The sequence below is a fragment of the Pseudomonas kielensis genome, assembly GCF_014236655.1.
GTDB lineage: Bacteria > Pseudomonadota > Gammaproteobacteria > Pseudomonadales > Pseudomonadaceae > Aquipseudomonas > Aquipseudomonas kielensis.
Window position 1 is genome coordinate 185,497 of the sequence record NZ_JACMYG010000006.1, and the last position, 24,608, is coordinate 210,104.

Here is a 24,608-nt window from a genome sequence, read left to right on the forward strand (position 1 = left end):
GGTGCGCTTATCCTTGCGCACGGCACCATTGTGCTGGATCACTCGGGTGACCCTGCTGACGAATAGCGAAATACAGCGCTGGCGTGTCCTGGCCGCCACTGTTACCGACAGTGGAGATGGACTCGCCGGCCTTGACCACGTCGCCCGCCGACTTGAGCAGCGTCTGATTGTGGCCGTACAGGCTCAAGAAACCGTTACCGTGGTCGAGAATCACCAGCAAGCCGGCGCCACGCAACCAGTCGGCAAACACCACGCGTCCGCCGTGCACGGCATGTACCTGGCTGCCGGCGGAGGCGCTGATCATCACGCCGTCCCACTTGGTGCGGGCGTCGTCGCCGCGGCTTTCGCCAAAGCGGGCAAGCAATCGACCATCGACCGGCCAAGGAAGTTTTCCCCGTGTTGCAGAAAAGGCACCGCCGAAGGTTTCGCCAGCGCTGGAGACCAGGGCGCCGGGTGTCGGTTTGGCGATTTTACGTGGGGCATCGGTCGGGGCATCTGCCGCGGCCTGTGCCTCACGTAAACGCTTTTTTTCCGCTTCCTGCTGGGCGATCAGCGCTTTTTGCCGCGCTTCTTCTGCCTCCCGGGCCTGGCGTGCCAGGGTTTCCTCAATGGTTTTCAGAACTTTGGACAGGTCGGCCTGATCCTGCTCGCGGGCCTGCAGCTTCTGGTCGCGGTCCTTGAAGTCGGTGTTGAGCTTGGCCAGGACTTGCTGGCGCTCCTTGCGGACCTTGTCCAGTTCGTCGCGCTGGCTGTCGAGGCTGCTTTTTTGCACCAGCAGTTGGGCTTGCTGCTGGGCGATGTCCTGCTCGACATTGGCCAGTTGGCGCAGGGTTTCGTTGAAATTCTTCAGCTGCTCCATGCGAGCTTGGCTCAGGTAGTCGTAATAGGTCAGGGTGCGGGCGAATTTCTCCGGGTTCTGCTGGTTGAGCAGCAGCTTGAGATATTCCTGGCGGCCGTTCTGATAGGCCGCGCGGGCCTGGGTGGCGATCAGTTGTTGCTGTTCAGTGCGCGCGCTCTGGAGTTTTTTTTTCTCGGCATCGAGTCGCTGCAGCTCGGATTCGCTTTTCTTCAGCTCTTTTTGCAGGGCATCGACCTGCTTCTCGAGCTTGCCCATCTCGGTCTCGGTGCCCTTGAGGTCTTTCTGCACCCCGGACTTTTCTTCCTGCAGCTTGCCCAGCAGCTTTTTCAGCTCGGCAATATCCTGACGCGTGGCGTCCAACTGTTGTTGGGTTTGCGCGCGCTCGTCAGCAAAGGCCGGTTGGAGCAGGCAGGTCAGAGCTAGGGCTATCAGGACGCGGAGCATAAAGGTGGGCGACACCGGGGGAAAAAAGACAGCCTAGTATGCCCGCCAAGCGTTGCAAAAAAAACGCCCAATTAGGGCGGTGTGATAACCGGGCTGAAAAACACCGCAAACCAATGTGGGAGCGAGCCTGCTCGCGATGGCATCAGTACATTCAACAAAGATGTTGGCTGTCAGATTGCTATCGCGAGCAGGCTCGCTCCCACAGGGTTTGGCGGTGTTTGAAGAGGCTGCTTACACCAGAATCGAAGTGCCGGTCATTTCGGGCGGTTGCTCCAGCCCCAGCAGCTTGAGCATGGTCGGCGCCACGTCGGCCAGGACCCCGCCTTCGCGGACCTTGAAATCACGCTTGCCGACATAGATGAACGGTACCGGCTCGGTGGTGTGGGCGGTGTGGGCCTGGCCGGTGGATTCGTCGGACATCTGCTCGACGTTGCCGTGGTCGGCGGTGATCAGCGCTTCGCCACCGACTTTTTCCAGGGCTTCGACAATCCGGCCGACGCACAGGTCCAGGCACTCAACCGCTTTGACCGCTGCGGCAAACACGCCGCTGTGGCCGACCATGTCGCCGTTGGCGTAGTTGACCACGATCACGTCGTAACGCTGGTTCTCGATGGCCTCGACGATGCGGTCGGTCACTTCCGGCGCGCTCATCTCTGGCTGCAAGTCGTAGGTGGCGACTTTTGGCGAAGGGATCAGGATGCGCTCTTCACCCGGGAACGGTTCTTCACGGCCGCCGGAGAAGAAGAAGGTCACGTGGGCGTATTTTTCGGTTTCAGCGATCCGCAGTTGGGTCTTGCCGTTTTTCGCCAGGTAGTCGCCCAGCACGTTTTCCAGGCTGCCCGGGGCGAAGGCCGACGGGGCAGGGATGCTGGCGGCGTATTGGGTGAGCATGACAAAACCGGCCAGTTTCGGCTGACGGGCACGTTCGAACTCGCTGAAATTGTCCTCGACGAACACGCGGCTCAGCTCGCGCGCACGGTCGGCACGGAAGTTCATGAACACCATGGCATCGCCGTCTTCGACCTTGACCGGCTCGCCAATGGTGGTGGCCTTGACGAATTCGTCGCTCTCGCCACGCTCGTAGGCGGCTTGCAGGCCTTCCTGGGCGGTAGCGGCGTTGAACTCGCCGTGGCCATCCACGATCAGGTTGTAGGCCTGGGAGACGCGATCCCAGCGGTTGTCGCGGTCCATGGCGAAGTAGCGGCCGATGAGGCTGGCGATCCGGCCTTTGCCCAGGGTCTTGAAGGCTTCATCCAGCAGTTCGATCGACGACTGGGCGCTTTTGGGCGGCGTGTCGCGGCCGTCGAGGAAGGCGTGCAGGTAGATCTTCTCGGCGCCGCGCTTGAAGGCCAGTTCGGCCATGGCGATCAGGTGGTCCTGGTGGCTGTGTACGCCACCCTCGGACAGCAGGCCCATGAAGTGCACGGCCTTGCCAGCGGCAACGGCTTTGTCCACCGCGGCGCAGATGGTCGGGTTCTCGAAGAACTCACCGTCGCGGATCGCTTTGGTCACGCGGGTGAAGTCCTGATACACCACGCGGCCGGCGCCGAGGTTCATGTGGCCGACTTCCGAGTTGCCCATCTGGCCGTCCGGCAGGCCGACGTCCATGCCCGAACCCGAGATCAGGCCGTTCGGTAAGGTGGCGCACAACCGGTCGAGGACAGGCTTGCGGGCCGCGAACACGGCGTTGGATTCTTCGCTCTCACTGTGACCGAAGCCGTCGAGAATCATCAGGACCAAAGGTTTAGGCGTGGTAGTCATAGATTCCACTCGTGGCTGAGTTAAAAAAGGGGCGATGGAAAAAGGGAGTGGCAGTTTAAAGCGAAGTTCCGGCGGCGTCACCGCCGGACGGGGTTTGGCCCACCATAGTGGCTGTGTATACTGGCCGACATTTTAACGCCCTGGAACCTCCTTCGATGGTTGCTCACCTGATTGAATTTGCCACTAACCACTATCTGCTCGTCGGTATCTTCGTCGTACTGCTGGCGTTGCTGATCGCTTATCAAATGCAGGGCGGCGGTCGCAGCCTGAGCACCGGTGAACTGACCGCACTGGTCAACAAGGACGCCGGCGTGGTGATCGACATCCGTTCGACCAAGGATTTCGCCGCCGGCCACATCGTTGGTGCGCTGAACATTCCACACGACAAACTGGCTGCCCGCGTCGGCGAGCTGGAAAAACACAAGGCCAAGACCATCATCCTGGTCGATGCCATGGGCCAGACAGCCGGTACCCACGCGCGTGAACTGCTCAAGGCCGGCTACACCGCCGCCAAGCTGTCCGGCGGGATCTCCAGCTGGAAAGGCGATAACCTGCCGCTGGTGAAGTGATATGGCCCGCGTCGTCGTCTACTCCAGCGATTACTGCCCTTATTGCTCGCGCGCCAAGTACCTGCTCGAAAACAAAGGTGTAGCCTTCGAAGAAATCAAGGTCGATGGCAAGCCGCAGGTGCGTGCCGAAATGGCCAGCAAGGCCGGGCGTACGTCCGTGCCGCAGATCTGGATCGGCAGCACCCATGTCGGTGGTTGTGATGACTTGTTTGCCCTGGACCGCGCTGGCAAGCTCGACGCGCTGCTCAAGGCCTAATTCCTTCCCTATAAGACCCAAGATCAGAAAGGATCTGAGATGACTGACCAACAGAACACTGCAGCTAGCGAAGAAGAAACCGCACCGCAATTCTCCTTGCAGCGCATCTACGTGCGTGACCTGTCTTTCGAAGCCCCGAAAAGCCCGGCGATCTTCCGCCAGCAGTGGGAGCCGAGTGTCGGTCTGGACCTCAATACCCGTCAGAAAGTCCTGGAAGACAACTTCCACGAAGTCGTGCTGACCCTGTCGGTGACCGTGAAGAACGGTGACGAAGTGGCCTTCATCGCCGAAGTCCAGCAGGCCGGTATCTTCCTGATCAAGAATCTTGACGAAGGTTCGATGAGCCACACACTGGGCGCGTTCTGCCCGAACATCCTGTTCCCGTACGCTCGCGAAGCCCTGGACAGCCTGGTGACCCGTGGTTCGTTCCCGGCCCTGATGCTGGCCCCGGTCAACTTCGATGCGCTGTACGCGCAAGAAGTGCAACGCATGCAGCAGGACGGCGCTCAGACCGTTCAGTAAGCAGCGCGGCTGACAACATCGCGGGCAAGCCCGCTCCCACAGGATTGTGCAAAACCTGTGGGAGCGGGCTTGCCCGCGATTGTTTTGGCCAGGCGAAAAATCGCCGGTGGGTTATTTGAAACCCAACTGCCGCCAGCCTTCGTACACGGCCACCGCCACGGTATTGGACAGGTTCAGGCTGCGGCAGCCTTCGCGCATCGGCAGGCGCAGGCGCTGGCCATCGGGCAGGGCGTCCAGCACCTCGGCCGGTAGGCCGCGGCTTTCCGGGCCGAACAGGAACGCATCGCCCTCGGCGAAACTGGCGTCGTGAAACGGCCGCGAACCTTTGGTGGTGAACGCAAACAGGCGCGGATGGCCAAGGCTTTCCAGGCAGCTGGCAAGGTCGGCATGCCGCTGCAAGGTGGCATACTCGTGGTAGTCGAGGCCGGCCCGACGCAGGCGCTTGTCATCCATCTCGAAGCCCAGTGGCTCGATCAAGTGCAGGTGGCAGCCGCTGTTGGCGCACAGCCTGATAACGTTGCCGGTATTCGGCGGAATTTCTGGTTGAAAAAGGATGACGTGAAACATGCACGGCTCCGAAGGTAAAGATGGACGGCATTCTACGCCGGAAGTGGACCGGCGATCGAAGCTATTGCCGCGGGTAATGGGCTCGCTGGCGATTGTCGGCCTGATGGTGGGATTGATGATCGGTCGCCTGACCACCCCCGAGCCGTCCGAGTTGCAGCAGGTCGAGGTCACCGGTGATGGTCTGGTGGTGTGGTTCAACAACGCGCCCAAGACCCATGGCGAACTGATCGACGGCAGCCTCGCGCTGCTGTTCGAGGCCCAGGGGCAGGCGCAGAAAGGCCAGCTCAAGCTCAACGGTAAGGACGTGAACTGGCGGGTACGTTTGAGTGACAAGGGATTGTTGCTGACACTGGTGGCGGCCCGGCCGCTGAAGGGCGATTGGGCCGGCAGCGAGGTGGGCGATCGCTGGCGGTTGGAGATCCATCTCCAGGAGCAATAAAAGAGGAATCCCCGGCCTGCCTGTACCAAGGACCCCAAAACGGGATGGGCTCACGCGTTGCGTCGTGAGCCCGGTGTAAAGAAGGAACCCCTGACCTGCCTGTATCAAGGGCCCCAAAACTGCTTGGGCTCGTCGCTTGTGCGGTGTGAGCCCGATGTAAAGAGGGGAATCCCCGGCCTGCCTGTACCAAGGTCCCCGAAACCGGGTAGTGAACTGAATCACTGAATGGACTATTGCAGGGGGCGTGCCAGGTTTTAATAGGTTGAAGCAAAATGTTGTGTTGAAACGTCGAAAGCCCCGTATTCCGGGGCTTTGGTGTTTTTTCGATAGAGGTTTGATTGCGAGCGCAGGTGGGATTTCGGATCTGTTGCCGTGCGCGATCGCGGTTCACGGTGCATTCAGTCGGTGCACGATGGCCCTGAAAGCATCGCGGGCAAGCCCGCTCCCACGGCATTGTGCAAAACCAGTGGGAGCGGGCTTGCCCGCGAATGGATCTACAAGTCGGTGAAGGATTTAGCCCTCATCCCCTTCATCATCGTCCCCGCCATCGACCTTCATCCCCAGCTCCTTGATCTTGCGGGTCAAGGTGTTGCGGCCCCAGCCCAGGAGCACGGCGGCGTCGCGGCGGCGGCCGGCGGTGTGCTTGAGGGCGGTTTCGATCATGATGCGCTCGAACGCCGGCACTGCGCTGTCCAGCAGGCTTGACTGGCCGCGAGCCAGCGCCTGGTCGGCCCATTGGCGCAGGGCCTGTTCCCAGTTGGTCACCGGTGCCGAGTCCTGCGGCAGGCTCAGCAGCTCCGGCGGCAGGTCGCCGATGTGCACTTCGCGCCCCGAGGCCATCACCGTGATCCAGCGGCAAGTGTTCTCCAGCTGGCGCACGTTGCCCGGCCACGGCAGGTTCTTCAGGTATTCCTCGGTTTCGCTTTTCAGCAGCTTTGGCTCCACCGCCAGCTCTTGTGCGGCGCGGGCCAGGAAGTGCTTGGCCAGGGTCGGAATGTCTTCGCGACGGTCCGACAGGCGTGGGATGTGGATGCGGATCACGTTCAAGCGGTGGAACAAGTCCTCACGGAACTTGCCGGCGTGGACCAGGGTTTCCAGGTTCTGGTGGGTCGCGGCGATGATGCGCACGTCGACCTTGACCGGCACATGGCCGCCGACCCGGTAAAACTCGCCATCGGCCAGGACCCGCAGCAGGCGGGTCTGGGTGTCGGCCGGCATGTCGCCGATCTCATCGAGAAACAGCGTGCCGCCATCGGCTTGCTCAAAACGTCCGCGGCGCAGGTTGGCGGCGCCGGTAAATGCCCCTTTCTCGTGGCCGAACAGCTCGGACTCCATCAAGTCCTTGGGGATCGCCGCCATGTTCAGGGCGATGAACGGCGAGGCCGCCCGTGGGCTGTGGCGGTGCAGGGCGTGGGCCACCAGCTCTTTACCGGTCCCGGACTCGCCATTGATCAGCACGGTGATGTTGGAATGGCTCAAGCGCCCGATGGCGCGAAACACTTCCTGCATCGCCGGCGCTTCGCCGATGATTTCCGGGGTGCGGGTCAGGGCGACGGGCACTTCCAGGCCCTGTTGTTCCTGGGCGTGCTGGTTGGCGCGCTTGACCAGTGACACCGCCTCGTCAACGTCAAACGGCTTGGGCAGGTACTCGAACGCGCCGCCTTGATAGGACGCGACAGCGCTGTCCAGGTCGGAGTGCGCAGTCATGATGATCACTGGCAAGCGTGGGTGCTGTTCGCGAATCCGTGCCAGCAGGTCCAGGCCACTGGCACCCGGCATGCGGATGTCAGAGATGATCACGTCCGGTTGCTGGCGCGCCAGGCGGCTCATCACCCCATCGGCGCTGTCGAAGCTTTGCGTGGTCATGCCTTCCTGCTGCAAGGCTTTTTCCAGGACCCAACGGATAGAACGGTCGTCATCGACGATCCACACGGTTTCACTACGGCTCATGTCGATGTGGCTCCTTGTTCCAGTGGCAGAAAGATCGAGAAGGTGGTGTGGCCTGGGTGGCTGTCACATTCGATCAGGCCCTGGTGCTGGCTGATGATGTTCTGGGTAATGGCCAGGCCCAGCCCGGTACCGTCCGGACGGCCGCTGACCATGGGAAAGAAGATGGTTTCCTGCAGGTCCGCGGGAATCCCGGGGCCGTTGTCGATGATCTCGATCTTGGTCACCAGGCGATGGCGCACATGGCCGATGGTGAACTGGCGCATGGCCCGCGAGCGCAGGGTGATGCGGCCCAGGCGCAGCTCGTTCTGGCTGCTGATGGCCTGCATGGCGTTGCGCACGATGTTGAGGACGGCCTGGATCATCTGCTCGCGGTCGATCAACACGTCTGGAATGCTCGGGTCGTAGTCGCGTACCAGGGTGATGCAGCCTTGGCTTTCGGCTTCCACCAGGCTGCACACGCGCTCCAGCACTTCGTGGATGTTGCACATGGCCAGCGATGGCAGTTTGTTCGAGCCGAGCATGCGATCTACCAGGTTACGCAGACGGTCCGCTTCCTCGATGATCACATTGGTGTAGTCCTTGAGGCTTTCTTCCGGCAGCTCGCGGGCCAGCAACTGGGCCGCGCCGCGAATCCCGCCCAGGGGATTCTTGATCTCGTGGGCCAGGCCGCGCACCAGCATCTTGCTGGTTTCCTGCTTGGACAACTGCGCTTCTTCCTTGGTAATGCGCAGCAGGCGGTCGCGCGGGTGCACCTCAAGCAGCAGCAGGGTGGCGCCGTTGCTCAGGATCGGCGTCACCGCGTAGTCGACGGTCAGGGTCTGGCCGGTCAGGGCGGTGAGCATCGCCTCGCGCTTGGTAAAGGGGTGGGCCTGTTCGACCGCCTGACGCAAGGAGTTCAGGGCTTCGGTCGACTCGGTGAACAGCTCGCTGATGAATTGCCCATGGCTGCGCTGGCCGCTGATGGCCAGGAGCATTTCGGCTGCCGGGTTCATGTACTCAAGGCGCAGTTCGGCATTGAGCAGAATGGTGGCCGTCGTCAGGTTGTCGAGTAGCAAGCGGTGCAGTGCGTCGCTGATGGTCATTAGGACCTCTTTTGGAGCAGGCGCGCGCGAGAAGGAGGCGCTGTTGCGAGGAAAATGCAAAAACCAAACCAAGGCTCCGAAAAGAAGCAATAAACCCCTGGAACGGGCGTTTTAAGTTCGGTTGCGTGGCGTTTTGCCAGCTTCTACGGGTATTTTCGAACCAAAATGTGTCGCTGTATGACAAGAGTGCAACCAATCGCACCAATATAGTGCGCAAACCTGAACAGCGCCTCAAACACTGCAAAATGAGTTTGCCTGCCCTAGCGCTTGCGGACTCGCAGCACATTGAACCTGAGGGTCGGGCTCTGTTGGATCACCTCGTCTCTAACCAGCACCTGCACGGCGAGGCTATGCTCGCCGCGATCGACGTTTAGCAGGTGCAGTTGCGTGGTGTTGCTCGCTGGGCCGTAGGGTTGGCCATCGAGCAGCAGGCGCAAGCGATGAGTGGCCTGCAGAGGTGGCTGAATCTGTACGCCGACGCTGAATGAGCCGTTATTGGCGCGCAGGGCCTGGCCGTCGGTCAACTCGCTGAGGCTCAGTACGCGGTAGGTGGGGCGCGGTGCGCTCAGCGCGGCGGCAGACAGGGCGAGCCATATGAGCAGGCACCACCTCAATGAGCGCATGGCAGGTTCCTTTTTGATGTAAGGGCAAGGGCGATGAGCCAGGCCAGCAGGGGTGTTGCGGTGCGGCCTTGTGAAAGGCTAGATGCCAGGGCCTGGACTGGATGTCAGTCGCGACGCTGAATCAGCGAGCAGTCGATGTTTTGTGGTGTCGGAATTTTCCATAAAAAAAGGCCTCCCGAAGGAGGCCTCTTTCGAATCACGCTGCTTGCGCAAGCGCTACCGGATTAGCAGCTGTAGTACAGCTCGTATTCCAGTGGGTGCACGAAGGTACGAACCTTGATTTCTTCTTCGCTTTTCAGAGCGATGTAAGCGTCGATGAAGTCGTCGCTGAAAACGCCGCCTTTGGTCAGGAACGCACGACCTTTGTCCAGCTCTTCCAGGGCTTCTTTCAGGCTGCCGCAAACTTGTGGGATCTCTTTCGCCTCTTCAGGCGGCAGGTCGTACAGGTTTTTGTCAGCTGCATCGCCAGGGTGGATCTTGTTCTGGATGCCGTCCAGGCCAGCCATCAGCAGTGCGGCGAAGCACAGGTATGGGTTGGCAGCCGGATCCGGGAAACGGGCTTCGATACGGCGAGCGCGCGGGCTGGACACGTAAGGAATACGGATCGAGGCGGAGCGGTTGCGAGCCGAGTAGGCCAGCATCACTGGTGCTTCGAAACCTGGTACCAGACGCTTGTAGGAGTTGGTCGCCGGGTTGGTGAAGCCGTTCAGGGCCTTACCGTGCTTGATGATACCGCCGATGAAGTACAGGGCAGTGTCGGACAGGCCGGCATAACCTTCGCCAGCGAAGGTGTTCTTGCCATCTTTGGCGATGGACAGGTGAACGTGCATACCCGAACCGTTGTCGCCGTACAGAGGCTTAGGCATGAAGGTAGCGGTGCGGCCGAAAGCCACGGCCACGTTGTGTACGCAGTACTTGAGGGTCTGAACTTCGTCAGCCTTGGCAACCAGGGTGTTGAACTTCACACCGATTTCGTTCTGGCCGGCAGTCGCCACTTCGTGGTGGTGAACTTCGATGGTCAGGCCCATCTCTTCCATGGCGTTGCACATGGAGGTACGGATTTCGTGGTCGTGGTCGAACGGTGGAACCGGGAAGTAGCCGCCTTTGATCCCTGGACGGTGGCCATGGTTGCCGCCTTCCACGTCCTGGTCGGACATCCACGAACCTTGTTCGGAGTAGATCTTGAACATCGAACCGGAGATATCGGACTTGAACTTGACCTGGTCGAAGATGAAGAACTCAGGCTCTGGACCGACGAATACGGTGTCACCGATAGCGGTGGACTTCAGGTAGTCCTCGGCACGCTTGGCGATCGCACGTGGGTCGCGGTCGTAGCCTTGCATGGTCGAAGGGTCGATCACGTTGCAGACGATGATCAGGGTTGGGTCTTCGGTGAACGGATCGAGGACAGCAGTGCTGTCATCCGGCATCAGGATCATGTCGGAAGCTTCGATGCCTTTCCAGCCAGCGATGGAGGAACCGTCGAACATTTTGCCTTCTTCGAAGAAAGCTTCATCCAGCGCGTCGCGAGCCGGCATGGTCACGTGGTGCTGAGTGCCCTTGGTATCTGTGAAGCGCAGATCAATCCATTTGACGTCATGATCTTTGATGAGTTGAACCGACTTCGACATAGTGTCCTCCGGGTGGCTTCGGGCTTGGGTAGTGGATGCCCTTAGAATGTGGGTGATGCCGGCGCGAATACTCTGCCAAGGCAACCTGCCTCACAAGGGAGCAAATTGCATGCCAGTGCCCCGAGTTGGGTTTTTCGCCCCAATATCACGCTTATAAAGGTGCAAAGCGCTGAAAAGGGCAAAATCGCGCCCCCTAATGTAGCGCTCAAATGCATAAATGACCTGTTTTGGTGCATTGAAAACCTTCTGCACATTAACTGGTTAAACCTTGAGCAATTTCCGCTATAATCCGCGCCCCCCTTTTTCGGCTGGCCCAGCGCGCGCTGTTTTCATGAAACTAATCGTAAAAGTCTTCCCCGAGATCACCATCAAAAGCCGCCCGGTACGGATGCGTTTCATCCGTCAGTTGGCCAAGAACATCCGTGCCGTGCTCCGCGATCTGGACCCGGCTGTGGTGGTGAACGGCGTGTGGGACAATCTCGAGCTGGAAACGCAGCTGACTGACCCCAAAGCCTTGAAGGACATGACCGAGCGCCTGAGCTGCATGCCGGGCATCGCGCATTTCCTGCAGGTCGACGAGTACCCGTTGGGTGACTTCGACGACGTGGTCGCCAAGTGCAAGCTGCACTTTGGCGAGGCGCTGGCCGGGAAGATTTTTTCGGTGCGCTGCAAGCGGGCCGGCAAGCACGAATTCAGCTCCATGGATGTCGAGAAATACGTCGGCAGCCAACTGCGTCGCCAGTGCGGCGCCGCCGGAATTTCCCTGAAAGACCCGCAAATCGAAGTCCGCATCGAAATTCGCGACAAACGGTTGTTTGTGATCCACAACCAGCACAACAGCATCGGCGGTTACCCGCTGGGCGCCCTGGAACAGACCCTGGTACTGATGTCCGGCGGTTTCGATTCCACGGTGGCGGCCTACCAGATCATGCGCCGCGGGCTGATGGCGCACTTCTGCTTCTTCAATCTCGGCGGGCGTGCCCACGAATTGGGCGTGATGGAAGTGGCGCACTTCATCTGGAAGAAGTACGGCAGCTCGCAACGCGTGCTATTTGTCAGTGTGCCGTTCGAGGAAGTGCTGGGAGAAATTCTCGGCAAAGTCGATAACAGTCATATGGGCGTCGTATTGAAGCGTATGATGTTGCGCGCTGCGTCGAGAATCGCCGATCGACTGGAGATCGAGGCGCTGGTGACGGGTGAGGCGATCTCCCAGGTTTCCAGCCAGACGCTGCCGAACCTGTCGGTGATCGACTGCGTGACCGAGAAGCTGGTGTTGCGCCCGCTGATTGCCAGTCACAAGCAGGACATCATCGACCTGGCCAACGAAATCGGCACCGCCGACTTCGCCAAGCACATGCCGGAGTACTGTGGGGTCATCTCGGTGAACCCCAAGACCCACGCCAAGCGTCCGCGCGTGGAGCATGAAGAGAAAGAATTCGACATGGCCGTCCTTGAGCGTGCGCTCGAGAACGCCAAACTGGTGCCGATCGATCGGGTCATCGACGAGTTGGGCCAGGACGTGCAAATTGAAGAAGTCAGCGAAGCGCTGGCAGGTCAGATCGTCATCGACATCCGTCACCCGGATGCCGCTGAAGACGACCCGCTCGCCCTGGCTGGCGTCGAGGTACAAACGATGCCGTTTTATGCACTGAACGCTCGTTTCAAGGAACTGGACCCTACTCGCCAGTACCTGCTGTATTGCGACAAAGGCGTGATGAGTCGCCTGCATGCCCACCATTTGCTCAGTGAGGGGCATGCCAATGTGCGCGTTTATCGACCGAGCTAAGAGCCCGGGGCTGTTTGCCTGTGGCCTGCGTCACCGGCCCCCCGACTCTGCCGTCAAGCTGTAACGGCAAGGCCTGACTCTACTGTAAATCGCTGCCACGACCTGTCAGCACACCGAATCCTCTGATCGAGATACACAAGTGATCGAAAATCTACGCAACATCGCCATCATTGCTCACGTTGACCATGGTAAGACCACCCTGGTAGACAAACTCTTGCGTCAATCCGGCACCCTGGAGCGCAACGAGCTCAACGACGAGCGCGTGATGGACTCCAACGACCAGGAGAAAGAGCGCGGTATTACCATTCTGGCGAAAAACACCGCCATCAACTGGAACGGCTACCACATCAACATCGTGGACACCCCGGGCCACGCCGACTTCGGCGGCGAAGTTGAACGTGTAATGTCGATGGTTGACTCCGTTCTGCTGCTGGTTGACGCTCAAGACGGCCCTATGCCGCAAACCCGTTTCGTGACCAAGAAGGCTTTCGAAGCCGGCCTGCGTCCAATCGTGGTGATCAACAAGGTTGACCGTCCAGGCGCGCGTCCGGACTGGGTTCTGGACCAGATCTTCGACCTGTTCGACAACCTGGGTGCTACCGAAGAACAGCTGGACTTCAAAGTGGTTTACGCCTCTGCCCTGAACGGCATTGCAGGTCTGGACCATACCGACATGGCTGAAGACATGACCCCGCTGTACCAGTCGATCGTCGACAACGTACCTGCGCCGAAAGTCGACCGTGACGGTCCGTTCCAGATGCAGATCTCCGCTCTGGACTACAACAGCTTCCTGGGTGTTATCGGTGTTGGCCGTATCGCTCGTGGTCGCGTCAAGCCGAACACTCCGGTCGTGGCTATCGACGCCGACGGCAAGAAGCGTAACGGTCGTATCCTCAAGCTGATGGGTCACCACGGTCTGCACCGCATCGACGTTGAAGAAGCAGCTGCCGGCGACATCGTCTGCATCAGCGGCTTCGACCAGCTGTTCATCTCCGACACTCTGTGCGACCCACTGAACGTCGAAGCGATGACTCCGCTGACCGTTGACGAACCAACCGTTTCCATGACCTTCCAGGTAAACGACTCGCCTTTCTGCGGTAAAGAAGGCAAGTTCGTGACCAGCCGTAACATCAAGGAACGTCTGGACAAAGAGCTGCTCTACAACGTTGCTCTGCGCGTTGAAGAAGGCGACTCGGCTGACAAGTTCAAAGTCTCCGGCCGTGGTGAGCTGCACCTCTCGGTACTGATCGAAACCATGCGTCGCGAAGGCTTCGAAATGGGTGTTGGTCGTCCGGAAGTGATCATCCGCATGGTTGACGGCGTCAAGCACGAACCGTACGAAAACGTGACCATCGACCTGCCAGAAGAATCGCAAGGTTCGATCATGGAACAGATCGGTATCCGTAAGGGCGACCTGACCAACATGGTTCCGGATGGCAAGGGCCGTGTGCGCCTTGAGTACAACATCCCGGCCCGTGGCCTGATCGGTTTCCGTAACGAGTTCCTGACCCTGACCTCCGGTGCAGGCATCCTGACCTCGATCTTCGACCGTTACGACGTGATGAAGTCCGGCGACATGTCCGGCCGTCAGAACGGCGTGCTGGTATCGGTTGCTACCGGTAAGGCGCTGACCTACTCGCTGGAAACCCTGCAGTCGCGTGGCAAGCTGTTCATCGAACACGGCCAGGACATCTACGAAGGTCAAATCGTTGGCTTGAACAGCCGCGACAACGACCTGGGTGTTAACCCGACTAAAGGCAAGAAGCTCGACAACATGCGTGCTTCGGGTAAAGACGAAACCATCGCTCTGGTTCCGCCTGTACGTTTCACTCTGGAGCAAGCTCTGGAATTCGTACAAGAAGACGAGCTGTGTGAAGTTACGCCTAAGTCCATCCGTCTTCGTAAGAAGATCCTGGGCGAAAGCGAGCGTACCCGCGCTGCCAAGAAGTCCAATAACTAAGTCACTTAGTTAGCGGGCAAAAAAACGCCCCCGACCGCAAGGTCGGGGGCGTTTTTGTTTGTCTGGGATTATGTGATGACTGTGTGGGCCTTATCGCCAGCAAGCCAGCTCCCACAATTTACCGCGTTCAGCCAGGCAGCTCGGCCCCTGTGGGAGCCGGGCTTGCCCGCGATGAGGGCCTTTGGAGCCATACAAAATCCAGATCAGAACTTGTCCAGCGTCCGCCGTTGGGTATCGCGCACCACTTCCTTGGGTTTGTAGGCGCAGTAGCCCGGCCGTGGGCCGATCTTGGGGTGGTTGCGGCAGGTATCCGGGCGCTTGTCATAAATAGTGCAGAAACGGCTCTTACGATCCAGGTACAGGCAATCGTTATTGCTCATGCGCTGGAGGGTGAAGATTTCCGATTTCTGGTTGTAACGCTCGACGATCCCTTCCTTTTGCAGACGCTTGGCGATGTTCTTCGGCGGATCACCGCGTTCGAACTCATCGACGATGCCGATGCGGATCAGATCCTTGATCTTGACCTCCACTGGCAGTGTGCAGCAGCTGGACACGCAGCCGCCGCACATATGGCTGGAGTATTTCTGCCAGGTCTCGAGACGGTCGAGTTCCGCGGCGGCGATCAGTTGAGGCTTCATCAGGGTTCCAAGGGGTAGCGTTGTATCCGGGCGCGGGATGATACGGGATTGGTGGTTTTTTGAACAACTTTTTCAAGGTTCCGGCACGCCCCCTGCATCCTTTTGTCCCTGAGACGTTCAATTCAGGTGATTGTGCAAGACACCCGAACGAGCGGCTGCACCGTTTGTCAGACCGTCTAGGCTCAGTCAATTCCCTGCTCGCCCGAGGCCCTATCGATGACTCAAGAACCACTTGTTCGCGAAGCTGAGGTGGCCGCATTTCGCGAAGCCGTCCTGACCAAACTCACCTACGCCGTCGGCAAGGATCCGGATCACGCCTTCGACCACGACTGGTTCGAAGCCATTGCGCTCGCCGCGCGCGATCACATGGTCGAGCACTGGATGGACCATACCCGGCAGATCTACCGCAAAGGCCAGAAACGGGTGTACTACCTGTCATTGGAGTTCCTCATCGGCCGCCTGCTCTACGACAGCCTGAGCAACCTGGGCCTGCTCGACGTGGCCCGCGAGGCCCTGACTGAGCTGGGGGTCGACCTGGAGCGTATCCGCCTGCTGGAGCCGGACGCCGCCTTGGGCAACGGTGGCCTCGGCCGCCTGGCCGCGTGCTTCATGGAAAGCATGTCGACCCTGGGGATCGCCGGGCATGGCTACGGCATTCGCTATGAGCACGGCCTGTTCCGTCAGGCGATTGTCGACGGCTGGCAGCAGGAGCAGACCGAGCACTGGCTGGATTTCGGCAACCCCTGGGAGTTCGAGCGGCCGGAGGTGATTTACCCGATCGGTTTTGGCGGCAGTGTCGAGACCGTCATCGATGCCGGCGGCAAGAGCAAGCAAGTCTGGTCGCCTTCGGAAACGGTGCGCGCGGTGGCGTACGACACGCCGGTGGTCGGCTGGCGCGGAGCCAGCGTCAACACCTTGCGCCTGTGGCGGGCACGGGCCATGGAAGACCTGCACCTGGAGCGTTTCAACGCCGGTGATCACTTGGGCGCAGTGGCCGAAGTGGCCCGGGCCGAAAGCATCTCTCGGGTGCTTTACCCGGCCGACAGCACCGAAGCGGGGCAGGAACTGCGCCTGCGCCAGGAGTACTTCTTTGTCGCCGCGTCCCTGCAGGACCTGCTCCGGCGCCACCGCAACATGCACAGCTCGGTGCTGACCCTGGGTGATCACGCGGCGATCCAGCTCAACGACACGCACCCCTCGATTGCCGTGGCCGAGCTGATGCGCCAACTGGTCGACATCTACGACGTGGAGTGGGACGCGGCCTGGCAGGTCACGGTCGACACCCTGTCCTACACCAACCACACGCTGTTGCCCGAAGCGCTGGAAACCTGGCCGGTAGGGCTGATGGAACGGATGCTGCCGCGGCACATGCAGATCATCTACCTGATCAACGCCCAGCACATCGACTCGTTGCGGGCCAAGGGCATCCACGACTTCGACGTGCTGCGCGCGGTGTCGCTGATCGAGGAAGACAACGGCCGTCGGGTGCGCATGGGCAACCTGGCGTTCCTCGGCTCCCACAGTGTCAATGGCGTGTCCGGCCTGCACACGCAACTGATGCGCAGCACGGTATTTTCCGAACTGCACAAGCTGTACCCCGAGCGGATCAACAACAAGACCAACGGCATCACCTTCCGCCGCTGGCTGTACCAGGCCAACCCGGAATTGACCTCGATGATGGTCGATGCCCTGGGGCCGGAGCTGCTGGACAACCCCGAACAGCTGTTGCAGGGCCTGGAGCCGTTTGCCGAGAAAGCGTCATTTCGCAAGCAGTTCGCCGAGCAGCGCCTGCACAGCAAGAAGGCCCTGGCCTATCTGATTCACGAGCGCCTGGGGATTGCGGTCAACCCGGCGGCGCTGTTCGACGTGCAGGTCAAGCGGATCCACGAGTACAAGCGCCAACTGCTCAACCTGCTGCACACCGTGGCGCTGTACCAGGCGATTCGCGCCGAGCCTGAGACCGACTGGGTGCCGCGGGTGAAGATCTTCGCCGGCAAGGCGGCGGCCAGTTATCACCAGGCCAAGCTGATCATCAAACTGACCAACGACATCGCCCGCACGGTGAACAACGACCCGACTGTGCGCGGCCTGCTGAAAGTGGTGTTCCTGCCCAACTACAACGTCAGCCTGGCCGAGAGCATCATTCCGGCGGCCGACCTGTCGGAGCAGATCTCCACCGCCGGCTTCGAGGCGTCCGGCACCAGCAACATGAAATTCGGCCTCAATGGCGCCCTGACCATCGGCACCCTGGACGGTGCCAACGTGGAAATGTGCGAGCGTATCGGTGCCGAGCACATGTTCATCTTTGGCCTGAGTGCCCAGCAGGTCGAGGCGCGCAAGCAGAACCACGAGTTCCACGCCGCCCCGGATATCGCCGCGTCCCACCGGCTCAACGACGTGTTGCAAGCGATTCGCAGCGGGGTGTTCTCGCCGGATGATCCGGCGCGCTATACCGGCCTGATCGACTCCTTGATCGAGTACGACCGCTTCCTGGTCTGTGCCGACTTTGACGCCTATTGGGCCGCGCAGATGCGCGTCGATGCCCTGTGGCACGACTCCAATGAGTGGTGGCGTTCAGCGGTGCTCAACAGCGCGCGGATGGGCTGGTTCTCCTCGGACCGGACCATTCGTGAGTACGCCACGGATATCTGGAAGGCACTGGAGTAGGGAGCCTTCAAGAAAAGTCTCGTCGTTCATGTGGGGGGGATCGATATACTGGCATAGCGGGCCAATCGCAGCCTGCGGCAGTGCCTACGCGAAGGGATATCGACCATGCAATGGATGTTCATGCTGATTGGGCTGGTGCTCGGCTGGCTGCTCGATGAGTCGTTCAGCGACGCCTTGATCGGTGCGCTGATCGGGTTGGGTGCCGGCCAGGCGTTTGTGCTGCAGCGCTTGAATGCGCAAGCATTTCAGCAGGGGCGCGAATTGAAGCTGGCCCAGACGGCCCTGGGTGCGGTTGAGCAGCGCCTGGCCTTGCTGGAGGGGGGCGGCGTTGCTGCCGATCCACTCCCCCATGCCGAGAGTGTCCCGGCGCAGGCGCCAGCGCCTGTGGCGCTGCCTGCCGTGTCCGAGCTGGTCTGGGAGCTACCGCCTGAGATCAGCATGGCCCAAGCCCGTGTCGAACCGGCACCGGTCGACCTGTGGACGCCCCAACCTGAGCCATCCGCCGTTCCCCAGCCCCCTCGCGCCCCCAACCTGTTCGACCGCACCATCGCCGGTGCGCGTGACTGGCTGTTTGGCGGCAACACGGTGCTGCGGGTGGGCGTGGTGCTGTTGTTCTTCGGCCTGGCGTTTCTGCTGCGTTACGCCACCGAGGGCATGGTGGTGCCGATCGAGTTGCGCTATGCCGGCGTTGCGGCGGCGGCCCTGGTCTTGCTGGGTCTGGGGTGGTGGCTGCGGCTGCGCAACACCCAGTACGCGTTGATCCTGCAGGGCACCGGGATTGCCGTGTTGTACCTGACCGTGTTCGCCGCCATGCGCTTGCACCCATTGCTCGATCCGACGGCGGCCCTCGGCCTGCTGGTGGCGGTGACGGTGTTTTCGGCGATCCTGGCGATCACCCAGGACTCCCTGGCCCTGGCCTGCGCCGCGGCATTGGGCGGATTCGCCGCGCCCATCCTGACCTCCACTGGCGCGGGTAACCACGTCGCCCTGTTCAGCTACTTCGCCCTGCTCAACGCCGGCATCCTCGGTATCGCCTGGTTCAAGGCCTGGCGCCTGCTGAACCTGATCGGCTTCGTCGGCACCTTTGGCATTGGCCTGGCCTGGGGCTTGCGCGCCTATACCCCGCAGCTGCTGTGGAGCACTGAGCCGTTCCTGATTCTGTTCTTCCTGATGTACCTGGCCATCGGCCTGTTGTTCGCCCGGCGCAAACTGCTGGAAATGAGCGACGCCCCGGTGGACGGCAATCGTGAAGCACTGCTGCACTGGTCGGCGCGCAAGGGTGACTACGTCGACGGCACCCTGCTGTTCGGCCCGCCGTTGGTGGGCTTTGGCTTGCAGTTCGCGCTGGTGCATCACCTGGAGTTCGCGGCGGCCTTCAGTGCGCTGCTGCTGGGCTTTATCTACATGGGCCTGGCCCGCGTGCTCAGTGGCGGTCGCTCGCTGTTGCTGGGTGAGACGTGCCTGGCGCTGGGGGTGATCTTTGCCAGCCTGGCCATTCCCCTGGGCCTGGATGCACGCTGGACGGCCGCTGCCTGGGCCGTTGAAGGCGCGGGTATCTACTGGCTCGGCTTGCGCCAGCAGCGGCCGCTGGCACGGGCCTTTGCGTTGCTGCTGCAACTGGGCTCGGCGCTGGCGTTCCTCAGCGAGCTGGATGTCGGCGTCAGCAGCCTGATCGAGGGTGCGCCGCTGGGCGCCTTGATGCTCGGCCTGGCGTTGCTGTTCACCTTCTATCAACTGCGCGCTGCAGCGCCTGGGCACACCCAAGCCTGGGAACGCCAAGGCTTGCCGGTACTGGCCTGCGCCGGTCTGGCGTTCCTTTATTTGCTGGCACCGCTGTTCTTCTTCACCCAGGGCACGGCAATCAGTTGGGCCCTGGCGGGATTGGCAACGTTGTTCGTCGGCCTGCGTCTGCAGTCACGCACCTTCCTGTTCACCGCGTTTGCCGTGCAACTGCTCGGGGGCGTGCTGTTCCTGCTGCGCCTGCAAGGTGCCAGCAGTGATTCGACGGCAGTGTTCAGCGCCGGCTGGAGCGGTCTGTTGGCCGCATCCTTGATTGGCCTGGCGCTGATCGGCGGGATGCTGTTCGCCGCCCGCGACAGCATGGTACGCAGTGATCTGCGCTTGCTGCGCGGCTTGTCGCTGGTGTTGTTGGCGGGGCTGGCACTGATCAACCTGGCGGTGCTGTTTGTTCTGCCCTGGCAAACCGCGAGCGCGGTGTGGGCCGCCAGCGGGGTGTTGATCATCTGGTTGAGCCTGTACCTGCAGCAGCGTCTGAGTTTTGTGTTTGGCCTGGTGTTGCAGGTGATCGGCGGCGCGGCGTTCCTGATTGCCGGCCCGGACCTGTTGGGGCCTCTGGATCACGAAGGCTTGCGACCGCTGGCCCATGGCGGGTTCTGGACGCCGATGGTGCTGGGGCTGGCGGCCATGGTCGGGGCCTGGCGCTTGCAGCTGGGCAACCCTGCCAGTGCGTTCGGTGCCTTGAGCCTGCGGCGCCTGTCCGAATTGCTGCTGGCGTGGGGCGCGGCCTGGTGGGCATTGGCCCTGCTGACCGAGGTGCTGCGTTTTGCGCCAGTGTCGTTGTCTGGCGCGCTGTTGCTGGGCTGCGCAGCGGTGAGTGTGGCGCTGTGGACGTGGCTGGCCTTGCGTCTGAACTGGCCCGCCCTGGGCATCCTGTGCACCCTGTTGATCCCGGCGGCCGGCCTGTTGCTGTGGTCGGCGTCCCATGGGCGTTATCACCCGGCGGCGGATTTTGGCTGGCTGGCGTGGGCGGCGGTGTTCGTCGTGCATTTCGTCTCGTTGCGACGCCTGGCGCCGATGCTCGCGCCACCGGTGGCGAGCGTGGCCCATGTGCTGGGCTGCTGGCTGTTGATCGGCGTGTTGGCGCTGGAATTGCGCTATGGCCTGCTGGTGTTGTCCGAGCAGTACAACGCCTGGCGCTGGCTGGGCTGGGCGATTCTGCCGAGCCTGTACCTGGTGCTGATGGCCGCGCCACGTGCCTGGCCGTGGCCGGTCTCGGCCTATGCCCGCGAGTACCGGTTGTACGCCGCGCTGCCCTTGGCGGTGCTGATGCTGTGCTGGTTCTGGTTGGCCAACACGGTCAGCGCGGGCAACGCCGAGCCGTTGCCGTACCTGCCACTGCTCAACCCCTTGGATATCGGCCTGCTGTTTGCCTTGTTTGGCGTCTATGCGTGGTCGCGCAGTGCCCAGGGCCAGTTGGCGATTCGCTTCGAGCACGCCGGGCTCGCCAGCGAAGCGGTGGTTGGGCTGTCGTTGTTCGCGTTCTTCACCGCCGTGGTGATGCGCAGTGCCCACCATTGGGGCGGCGTGCCATACGAGCTGGATGCATTGCTCGGGTCGATGCTGGTGCAGGCCAGCCTGTCGTTGGTCTGGACCCTGATCGCCCTCAGCCTGATGATCGGCGGGCATCTGCGCAAACGTCGGGAAGTCTGGCTGGTGGGGGCGGCGCTGATCGCGCTGGTGGTGGCCAAGCTGGTCTTTGTCGAGCTGAGCAACCGTGGTGGGTTGGCGCGCATCGTGTCGTTCATCGGCGTCGGTGTATTGCTGCTGGTGGTCGGCTACTTCGCGCCGCTGCCGCCCAAACGTGTCGAAGCTGCGCCTGAGCCGCATGAAGCGGCCAATGAATCTGAAGGAGTGTCCTCTTGAACATGATGGTGAGCCCTCGCTGGCTGGCGGTGCTTGGATGCTGCCTGGTGCTGTCGGCGCAGGCCGGGGAAAGCGTGGCGAACTTCGCCACCCAAGTGCCGCTGACCCTCAGCGGCGAAGGCCCCTGGTACCGCCTCGATTTGCCCCTGGCGGTGCAACTGCATGCCCGGCAGGCCGACCTGGCGGATGTGCGGGTGTTCAATGCCGCCGGTGAAGCGCAGGCCTATTCGCTGACGCGCGAGCAAGCGCCCAGTGGTGAGCGTCTGCAGCTGCATGAGGTCAAGTGGTTCCCGCTGTACGACTCGGCCGATGCCGGCTCGGCGGTGCCGAACGTGCGTGTTCAGTCCAATGCCGCCGGCACCCTGGTGCAGGTGCAACCGTCCAGCCAGTTGGAGGCCGGGGAGGAAGTGCGCCGTGGCTGGCTGCTGGACGCCAGTGCAATCAAGGCGCCGTTGCAGCAGTTGATCCTCGACTGGTCCAGCGAGCAGGACGGTTTCCAGCGATTCAGCATCGAAGCCAGTGACGACTTGCAGCATTGGCAGGCCTGGGGGGAAGGGCAAGTGGCGCGCCTGTCGTTTGCCGACGAGCGGGTCGAGCAGCATGAAGTCGCACTGCCCGGCCAGCGTGCGCGTTACCTGCGCCTGCTGTGGCAAACCCCGCAGGCGGCCCCGGTGCTGACCTCGGCGCAGTTGCAGAGCCTGACCACCAGCAGCCCGGTGCAGCCCCTGGTGTGGTCCGAGCCGGTGGCCGGCAACCGTACCCAGGCCGGTGAGTACACCTGGCAGTTGCCGATGGGCTTGCGTGTCGAGCGCCTGCAGGTGCAATTGACCGAAGCCAACAGCCTGGCGCCGGTGACGCTTGCCGGACGTCGCGACAGCAGCCTGCCCTGGCAGACCGTGAGCAGCGGATTGCTCTACCGCCTGACCCAGAATGGCCAGGACGTGGTGCAGGACCAGCTGCAGTTGCCGGGGCAGGTGGTGCAGCAGTTGAAGTTGACGGTCGATGATCGCGGTGGCGGCCTGGGCGCCGAGGTGCCCAGCGTGCGTTATGCGGTGCGCGCGACCCAGTTGGTATTCCTCGCCCGGGGTGCCGGGCCGTACCGCCTGGCGCTGGGCAGCAGCAGCGAAAAAACCGCGAGCCTGCCGTTGGCCACCCTGATCCCGGACATCAGCCCCAAGCGCCTGGAGAGCCTTGGCCAGGCCCGGGTCGAGGAGGGCACGCTGGTGGTTTCACCGGTCCAGACGCCGCTGCCGCTGAATCAGGGGACCGACTGGAAGAGGCTTGGCCTGTGGGCTGTACTGTTGCTCAGCGTGCTGTTCCTGGCGGCCATGGCCTTCAGTTTGTTGCGCAAACCGGCGGTCAAGCCGTGATCCGAATCTGCGGTTTTGCGACTACGCTCATCCCGGCGCATGAACTCTGTCAGGCGAATCTCGTCTGATAAGAGCAATTGCGTAACGACTCGCGTTAAACTGCGCGGGTTTTTAGCCCCCACTTCTCCGGAGCCTTACATGTCCCGCGTTACCCTGAGTCGCTATTTGATCGAGCAGACCCGTAGCAACAACACTCCTGCCGATCTGCGTTTCCTGATCGAAGTAGTGGCGCGAGCTTGCAAGGAAATCAGCCACGCCGTCTCTAAAGGCGCCCTGGGCGGTGTTCTGGGCAGCATGGGCACTGAAAACGTGCAAGGCGAAGTGCAGAAGAAGCTCGACGTGATCTCCAACGAGATCCTGCTCGAAGCCAACGAATGGGGCGGTCACCTGGCCGGCATGGCGTCCGAAGAAATGGACAACGCCTACCAGATCCCGGGCAAATACCCGAAAGGTGCATACCTGCTGGTATTCGACCCACTGGACGGTTCGTCGAACATCGATATCAATGCCCCGGTCGGCACCATCTTCTCGGTACTGCGTTGCCCGAACGAGTACCTGACCCAGAACGAACCCCTGAACGAAAAAGCCTTCCTGCAGCCAGGCACCCAGCAGGTTGCTGCCGGTTATGCCATCTATGGTCCACAGACCATGCTGGTGCTGACCCTGGGCCACGGCGTCAAGGGCTTCACCCTGGACCGTGAAATGGGCAGCTTCGTGCTGACCCACGAAGACATCACCATTCCTGCGGCCACCCAGGAATTCGCCATCAACATGTCCAACCAGCGTCACTGGGAAGCTCCGGTACAACGCTACGTGGACGAGTTGCTGGCTGGCGAAGAAGGCCCGCTGAAAAAGAACTACAACATGCGTTGGGTGGCCGCGATGGTCGCTGACGTACACCGCATCCTGACCCGTGGCGGTCTGTTCATGTACCCGCGCGACAGCCGCGAGCCGTCCAAGCCAGGCAAGCTGCGCCTGATGTACGAAGCCAACCCGATGTCGTTCCTGGTGGAGCAGGCTGGCGGCGCGTCCACCGACGGTCACCAGCGCATCCTCGACATCCAGCCAGAAGGCCTGCACCAGCGCGTAGCGGTGTTCCTCGGCTCGAAAGAAGAAGTCGAACGCGCCACGGCTTACCACAAGGAATAAACCATGACCGCGCCCTGGTTGCCGTTGCTTCAATGGTGGTTCGGTACAGCCGATAACCCCAACGAAGTGGCGGCGCAGCAGGGCGGTCTGTGGTTCGGCAAGCGTGACAGCCAGGACCGTGAAGCGCGCGAGCGTTTTGCGGACCTGGTGGACCAGGCACTGGCCGGCGGATTGACCGAGTGGACGCAACGTCCCGAAGGTTGGCTGGCCCTGGTGTTGTTGCTCGATCAACTGCCGCGCATGATCTATCGCGATACCCCCGCTGCATTTTCCGGTGACCCGCGTGCCCAAACGCTTGTGGCGCAAGGCATAGCCGCGGATTTCGATCGCCAGTTGCCAGCGATCCAGCGCGTCTTTATCTACCTGGTGTTCGAGCACTGCGAGCACCTGGCGGTGCAGAACGAGGCGGTTTCGCGTTTTGCCGACTTGCTGGCCGAGCAGCCCCAGGCACAGCGCGGGGTGTTTGCCGATAACCTCGATTACGCCGAACGGCATCAGAAGATCATCGCGCGGTTTGGCCGCTTTCCCCATCGCAATGCGATCCTGGGGCGTGAGAGTACGCCAGAGGAAGTCGCGTTTTTGCGTGAGCCGGGGTCGCGGTTCTAGCTTGTTGTTGCTGATGCCGCCATCGCGGGCGCCCGCTTGCGGCTTGCCCGCGATGAGCTCGGTGAG

General features: G+C 61.5%; 19 protein-coding genes. 11 read left to right on the forward strand and 8 right to left on the reverse strand.

The annotated features are described in order from the left end of the window. Positions 1 to 7 precede the first annotated feature (7 nt). A complete protein-coding gene (locus H7995_RS08450; RefSeq protein WP_166592446.1) occupies positions 8 to 1,303 on the reverse strand; it encodes a murein hydrolase activator EnvC family protein in 1,296 nt (431 codons plus the stop codon). 231 nt (positions 1,304 to 1,534) lie between these two features. After that, a complete protein-coding gene (gene gpmI, locus H7995_RS08455; protein ID WP_166592447.1) occupies positions 1,535 to 3,064 on the reverse strand; it encodes a 2,3-bisphosphoglycerate-independent phosphoglycerate mutase in 1,530 nt (509 codons plus the stop codon). Positions 3,065 to 3,219: 155 nt separating this feature from the next. On the opposite strand from gpmI, the gene H7995_RS08460 reads away from it, so the two are divergent. The 3 genes from H7995_RS08460 to secB are packed head-to-tail and all read left to right on the forward strand — an operon-like array spanning position 3,220 to position 4,411. Then, on the forward strand, positions 3,220 to 3,633 hold the full coding sequence (locus H7995_RS08460; RefSeq protein ID WP_166592448.1) for a rhodanese-like domain-containing protein: 414 nt from the start codon (positions 3,220 to 3,222) through the stop codon (positions 3,631 to 3,633). 1 nt (position 3,634) lies between these two features. Further along, positions 3,635 to 3,889: a glutaredoxin 3 gene (gene grxC, locus H7995_RS08465; RefSeq protein ID WP_166592449.1), complete on the forward strand. Its 255-nt coding sequence runs from the start codon at positions 3,635 to 3,637 to the stop codon at positions 3,887 to 3,889. A 39-nt stretch (positions 3,890 to 3,928) separates the two neighbouring features. Beyond that, positions 3,929 to 4,411, forward strand: a complete 483-nt coding sequence (secB, locus tag H7995_RS08470; protein WP_095167353.1) for a protein-export chaperone SecB — start codon at positions 3,929 to 3,931, stop codon at positions 4,409 to 4,411. A 111-nt stretch (positions 4,412 to 4,522) separates the two neighbouring features. Here the strand turns inward: secB and H7995_RS08475 are convergent, their stop codons facing one another. Next, a complete protein-coding gene (locus H7995_RS08475) occupies positions 4,523 to 4,978 on the reverse strand; it encodes a tRNA (cytidine(34)-2'-O)-methyltransferase (RefSeq protein ID WP_032862277.1) in 456 nt (151 codons plus the stop codon). On the opposite strand from H7995_RS08475, the gene H7995_RS08480 reads away from it, so the two are divergent. Further along, positions 4,977 to 5,417 (forward strand): hypothetical protein, encoded by a 441-nt coding sequence (locus tag H7995_RS08480; protein WP_166592450.1) that lies wholly within the window; start codon positions 4,977 to 4,979, stop codon positions 5,415 to 5,417. The genes H7995_RS08475 and H7995_RS08480 overlap by 2 nt on opposite strands. A 513-nt stretch (positions 5,418 to 5,930) precedes the next feature. On the opposite strand, the gene ntrC is transcribed toward H7995_RS08480, so the two are convergent. The 4 genes from ntrC to glnA form a co-directional block, all read right to left on the reverse strand. Then, a complete protein-coding gene (ntrC, locus tag H7995_RS08485) occupies positions 5,931 to 7,367 on the reverse strand; it encodes a nitrogen regulation protein NR(I) (RefSeq protein ID WP_095167349.1) in 1,437 nt (478 codons plus the stop codon). Beyond that, on the reverse strand, positions 7,364 to 8,449 hold the full coding sequence (gene glnL / locus H7995_RS08490; RefSeq protein ID WP_159993222.1) for a nitrogen regulation protein NR(II): 1,086 nt from the start codon (positions 8,447 to 8,449) through the stop codon (positions 7,364 to 7,366). The genes ntrC and glnL overlap by 4 nt, the downstream gene beginning before the upstream one ends. A 260-nt stretch (positions 8,450 to 8,709) precedes the next feature. Beyond that, the gene (locus H7995_RS08495) at positions 8,710 to 9,072 is read right to left on the reverse strand and encodes a hypothetical protein (protein ID WP_185818239.1); all 363 of its coding nucleotides are present in this window, start codon (positions 9,070 to 9,072) and stop codon (positions 8,710 to 8,712) included. A gap of 224 nt (positions 9,073 to 9,296) precedes the next feature. Beyond that, complete coding sequence (glnA, locus tag H7995_RS08500) at positions 9,297 to 10,703, reverse strand: type I glutamate--ammonia ligase (RefSeq protein ID WP_166592452.1); 1,407 nt, start codon at positions 10,701 to 10,703, stop codon at positions 9,297 to 9,299. Between the two features lie 331 nt (positions 10,704 to 11,034). On the opposite strand from glnA, the gene thiI reads away from it, so the two are divergent. Further along, complete coding sequence (gene thiI / locus H7995_RS08505; protein ID WP_166592453.1) at positions 11,035 to 12,489, forward strand: tRNA uracil 4-sulfurtransferase ThiI; 1,455 nt, start codon at positions 11,035 to 11,037, stop codon at positions 12,487 to 12,489. A gap of 139 nt (positions 12,490 to 12,628) precedes the next feature. Further along, complete coding sequence (gene typA, locus H7995_RS08510) at positions 12,629 to 14,449, forward strand: translational GTPase TypA (RefSeq protein WP_095167339.1); 1,821 nt, start codon at positions 12,629 to 12,631, stop codon at positions 14,447 to 14,449. 203 nt (positions 14,450 to 14,652) lie between these two features. On the opposite strand, the gene H7995_RS08515 is transcribed toward typA, so the two are convergent. Continuing rightward, complete coding sequence (locus H7995_RS08515) at positions 14,653 to 15,087, reverse strand: YkgJ family cysteine cluster protein (RefSeq protein WP_095167337.1); 435 nt, start codon at positions 15,085 to 15,087, stop codon at positions 14,653 to 14,655. Positions 15,088 to 15,303: 216 nt separating this feature from the next. On the opposite strand from H7995_RS08515, the gene H7995_RS08520 reads away from it, so the two are divergent. From H7995_RS08520 to H7995_RS08540, 5 genes are all read left to right on the forward strand, one after another. Then, positions 15,304 to 17,754 (forward strand): glycogen/starch/alpha-glucan phosphorylase, encoded by a 2,451-nt coding sequence (locus H7995_RS08520; RefSeq protein WP_166592454.1) that lies wholly within the window; start codon positions 15,304 to 15,306, stop codon positions 17,752 to 17,754. Between the two features lie 105 nt (positions 17,755 to 17,859). Further along, positions 17,860 to 21,417, forward strand: coding sequence for a DUF2339 domain-containing protein (locus H7995_RS08525; RefSeq protein ID WP_185818240.1), 3,558 nt, complete (start codon positions 17,860 to 17,862; stop codon positions 21,415 to 21,417). A 2-nt stretch (positions 21,418 to 21,419) separates the two neighbouring features. Further along, a complete protein-coding gene (locus tag H7995_RS08530) occupies positions 21,420 to 22,787 on the forward strand; it encodes a DUF3999 domain-containing protein (protein WP_166592458.1) in 1,368 nt (455 codons plus the stop codon). 138 nt (positions 22,788 to 22,925) lie between these two features. Next, a complete protein-coding gene (locus tag H7995_RS08535; RefSeq protein WP_166592456.1) occupies positions 22,926 to 23,936 on the forward strand; it encodes a class 1 fructose-bisphosphatase in 1,011 nt (336 codons plus the stop codon). A gap of 3 nt (positions 23,937 to 23,939) precedes the next feature. Next, positions 23,940 to 24,542, forward strand: a complete 603-nt coding sequence (locus H7995_RS08540; protein ID WP_166592457.1) for a DUF924 family protein — start codon at positions 23,940 to 23,942, stop codon at positions 24,540 to 24,542. Positions 24,543 to 24,608 lie beyond the last annotated feature (66 nt).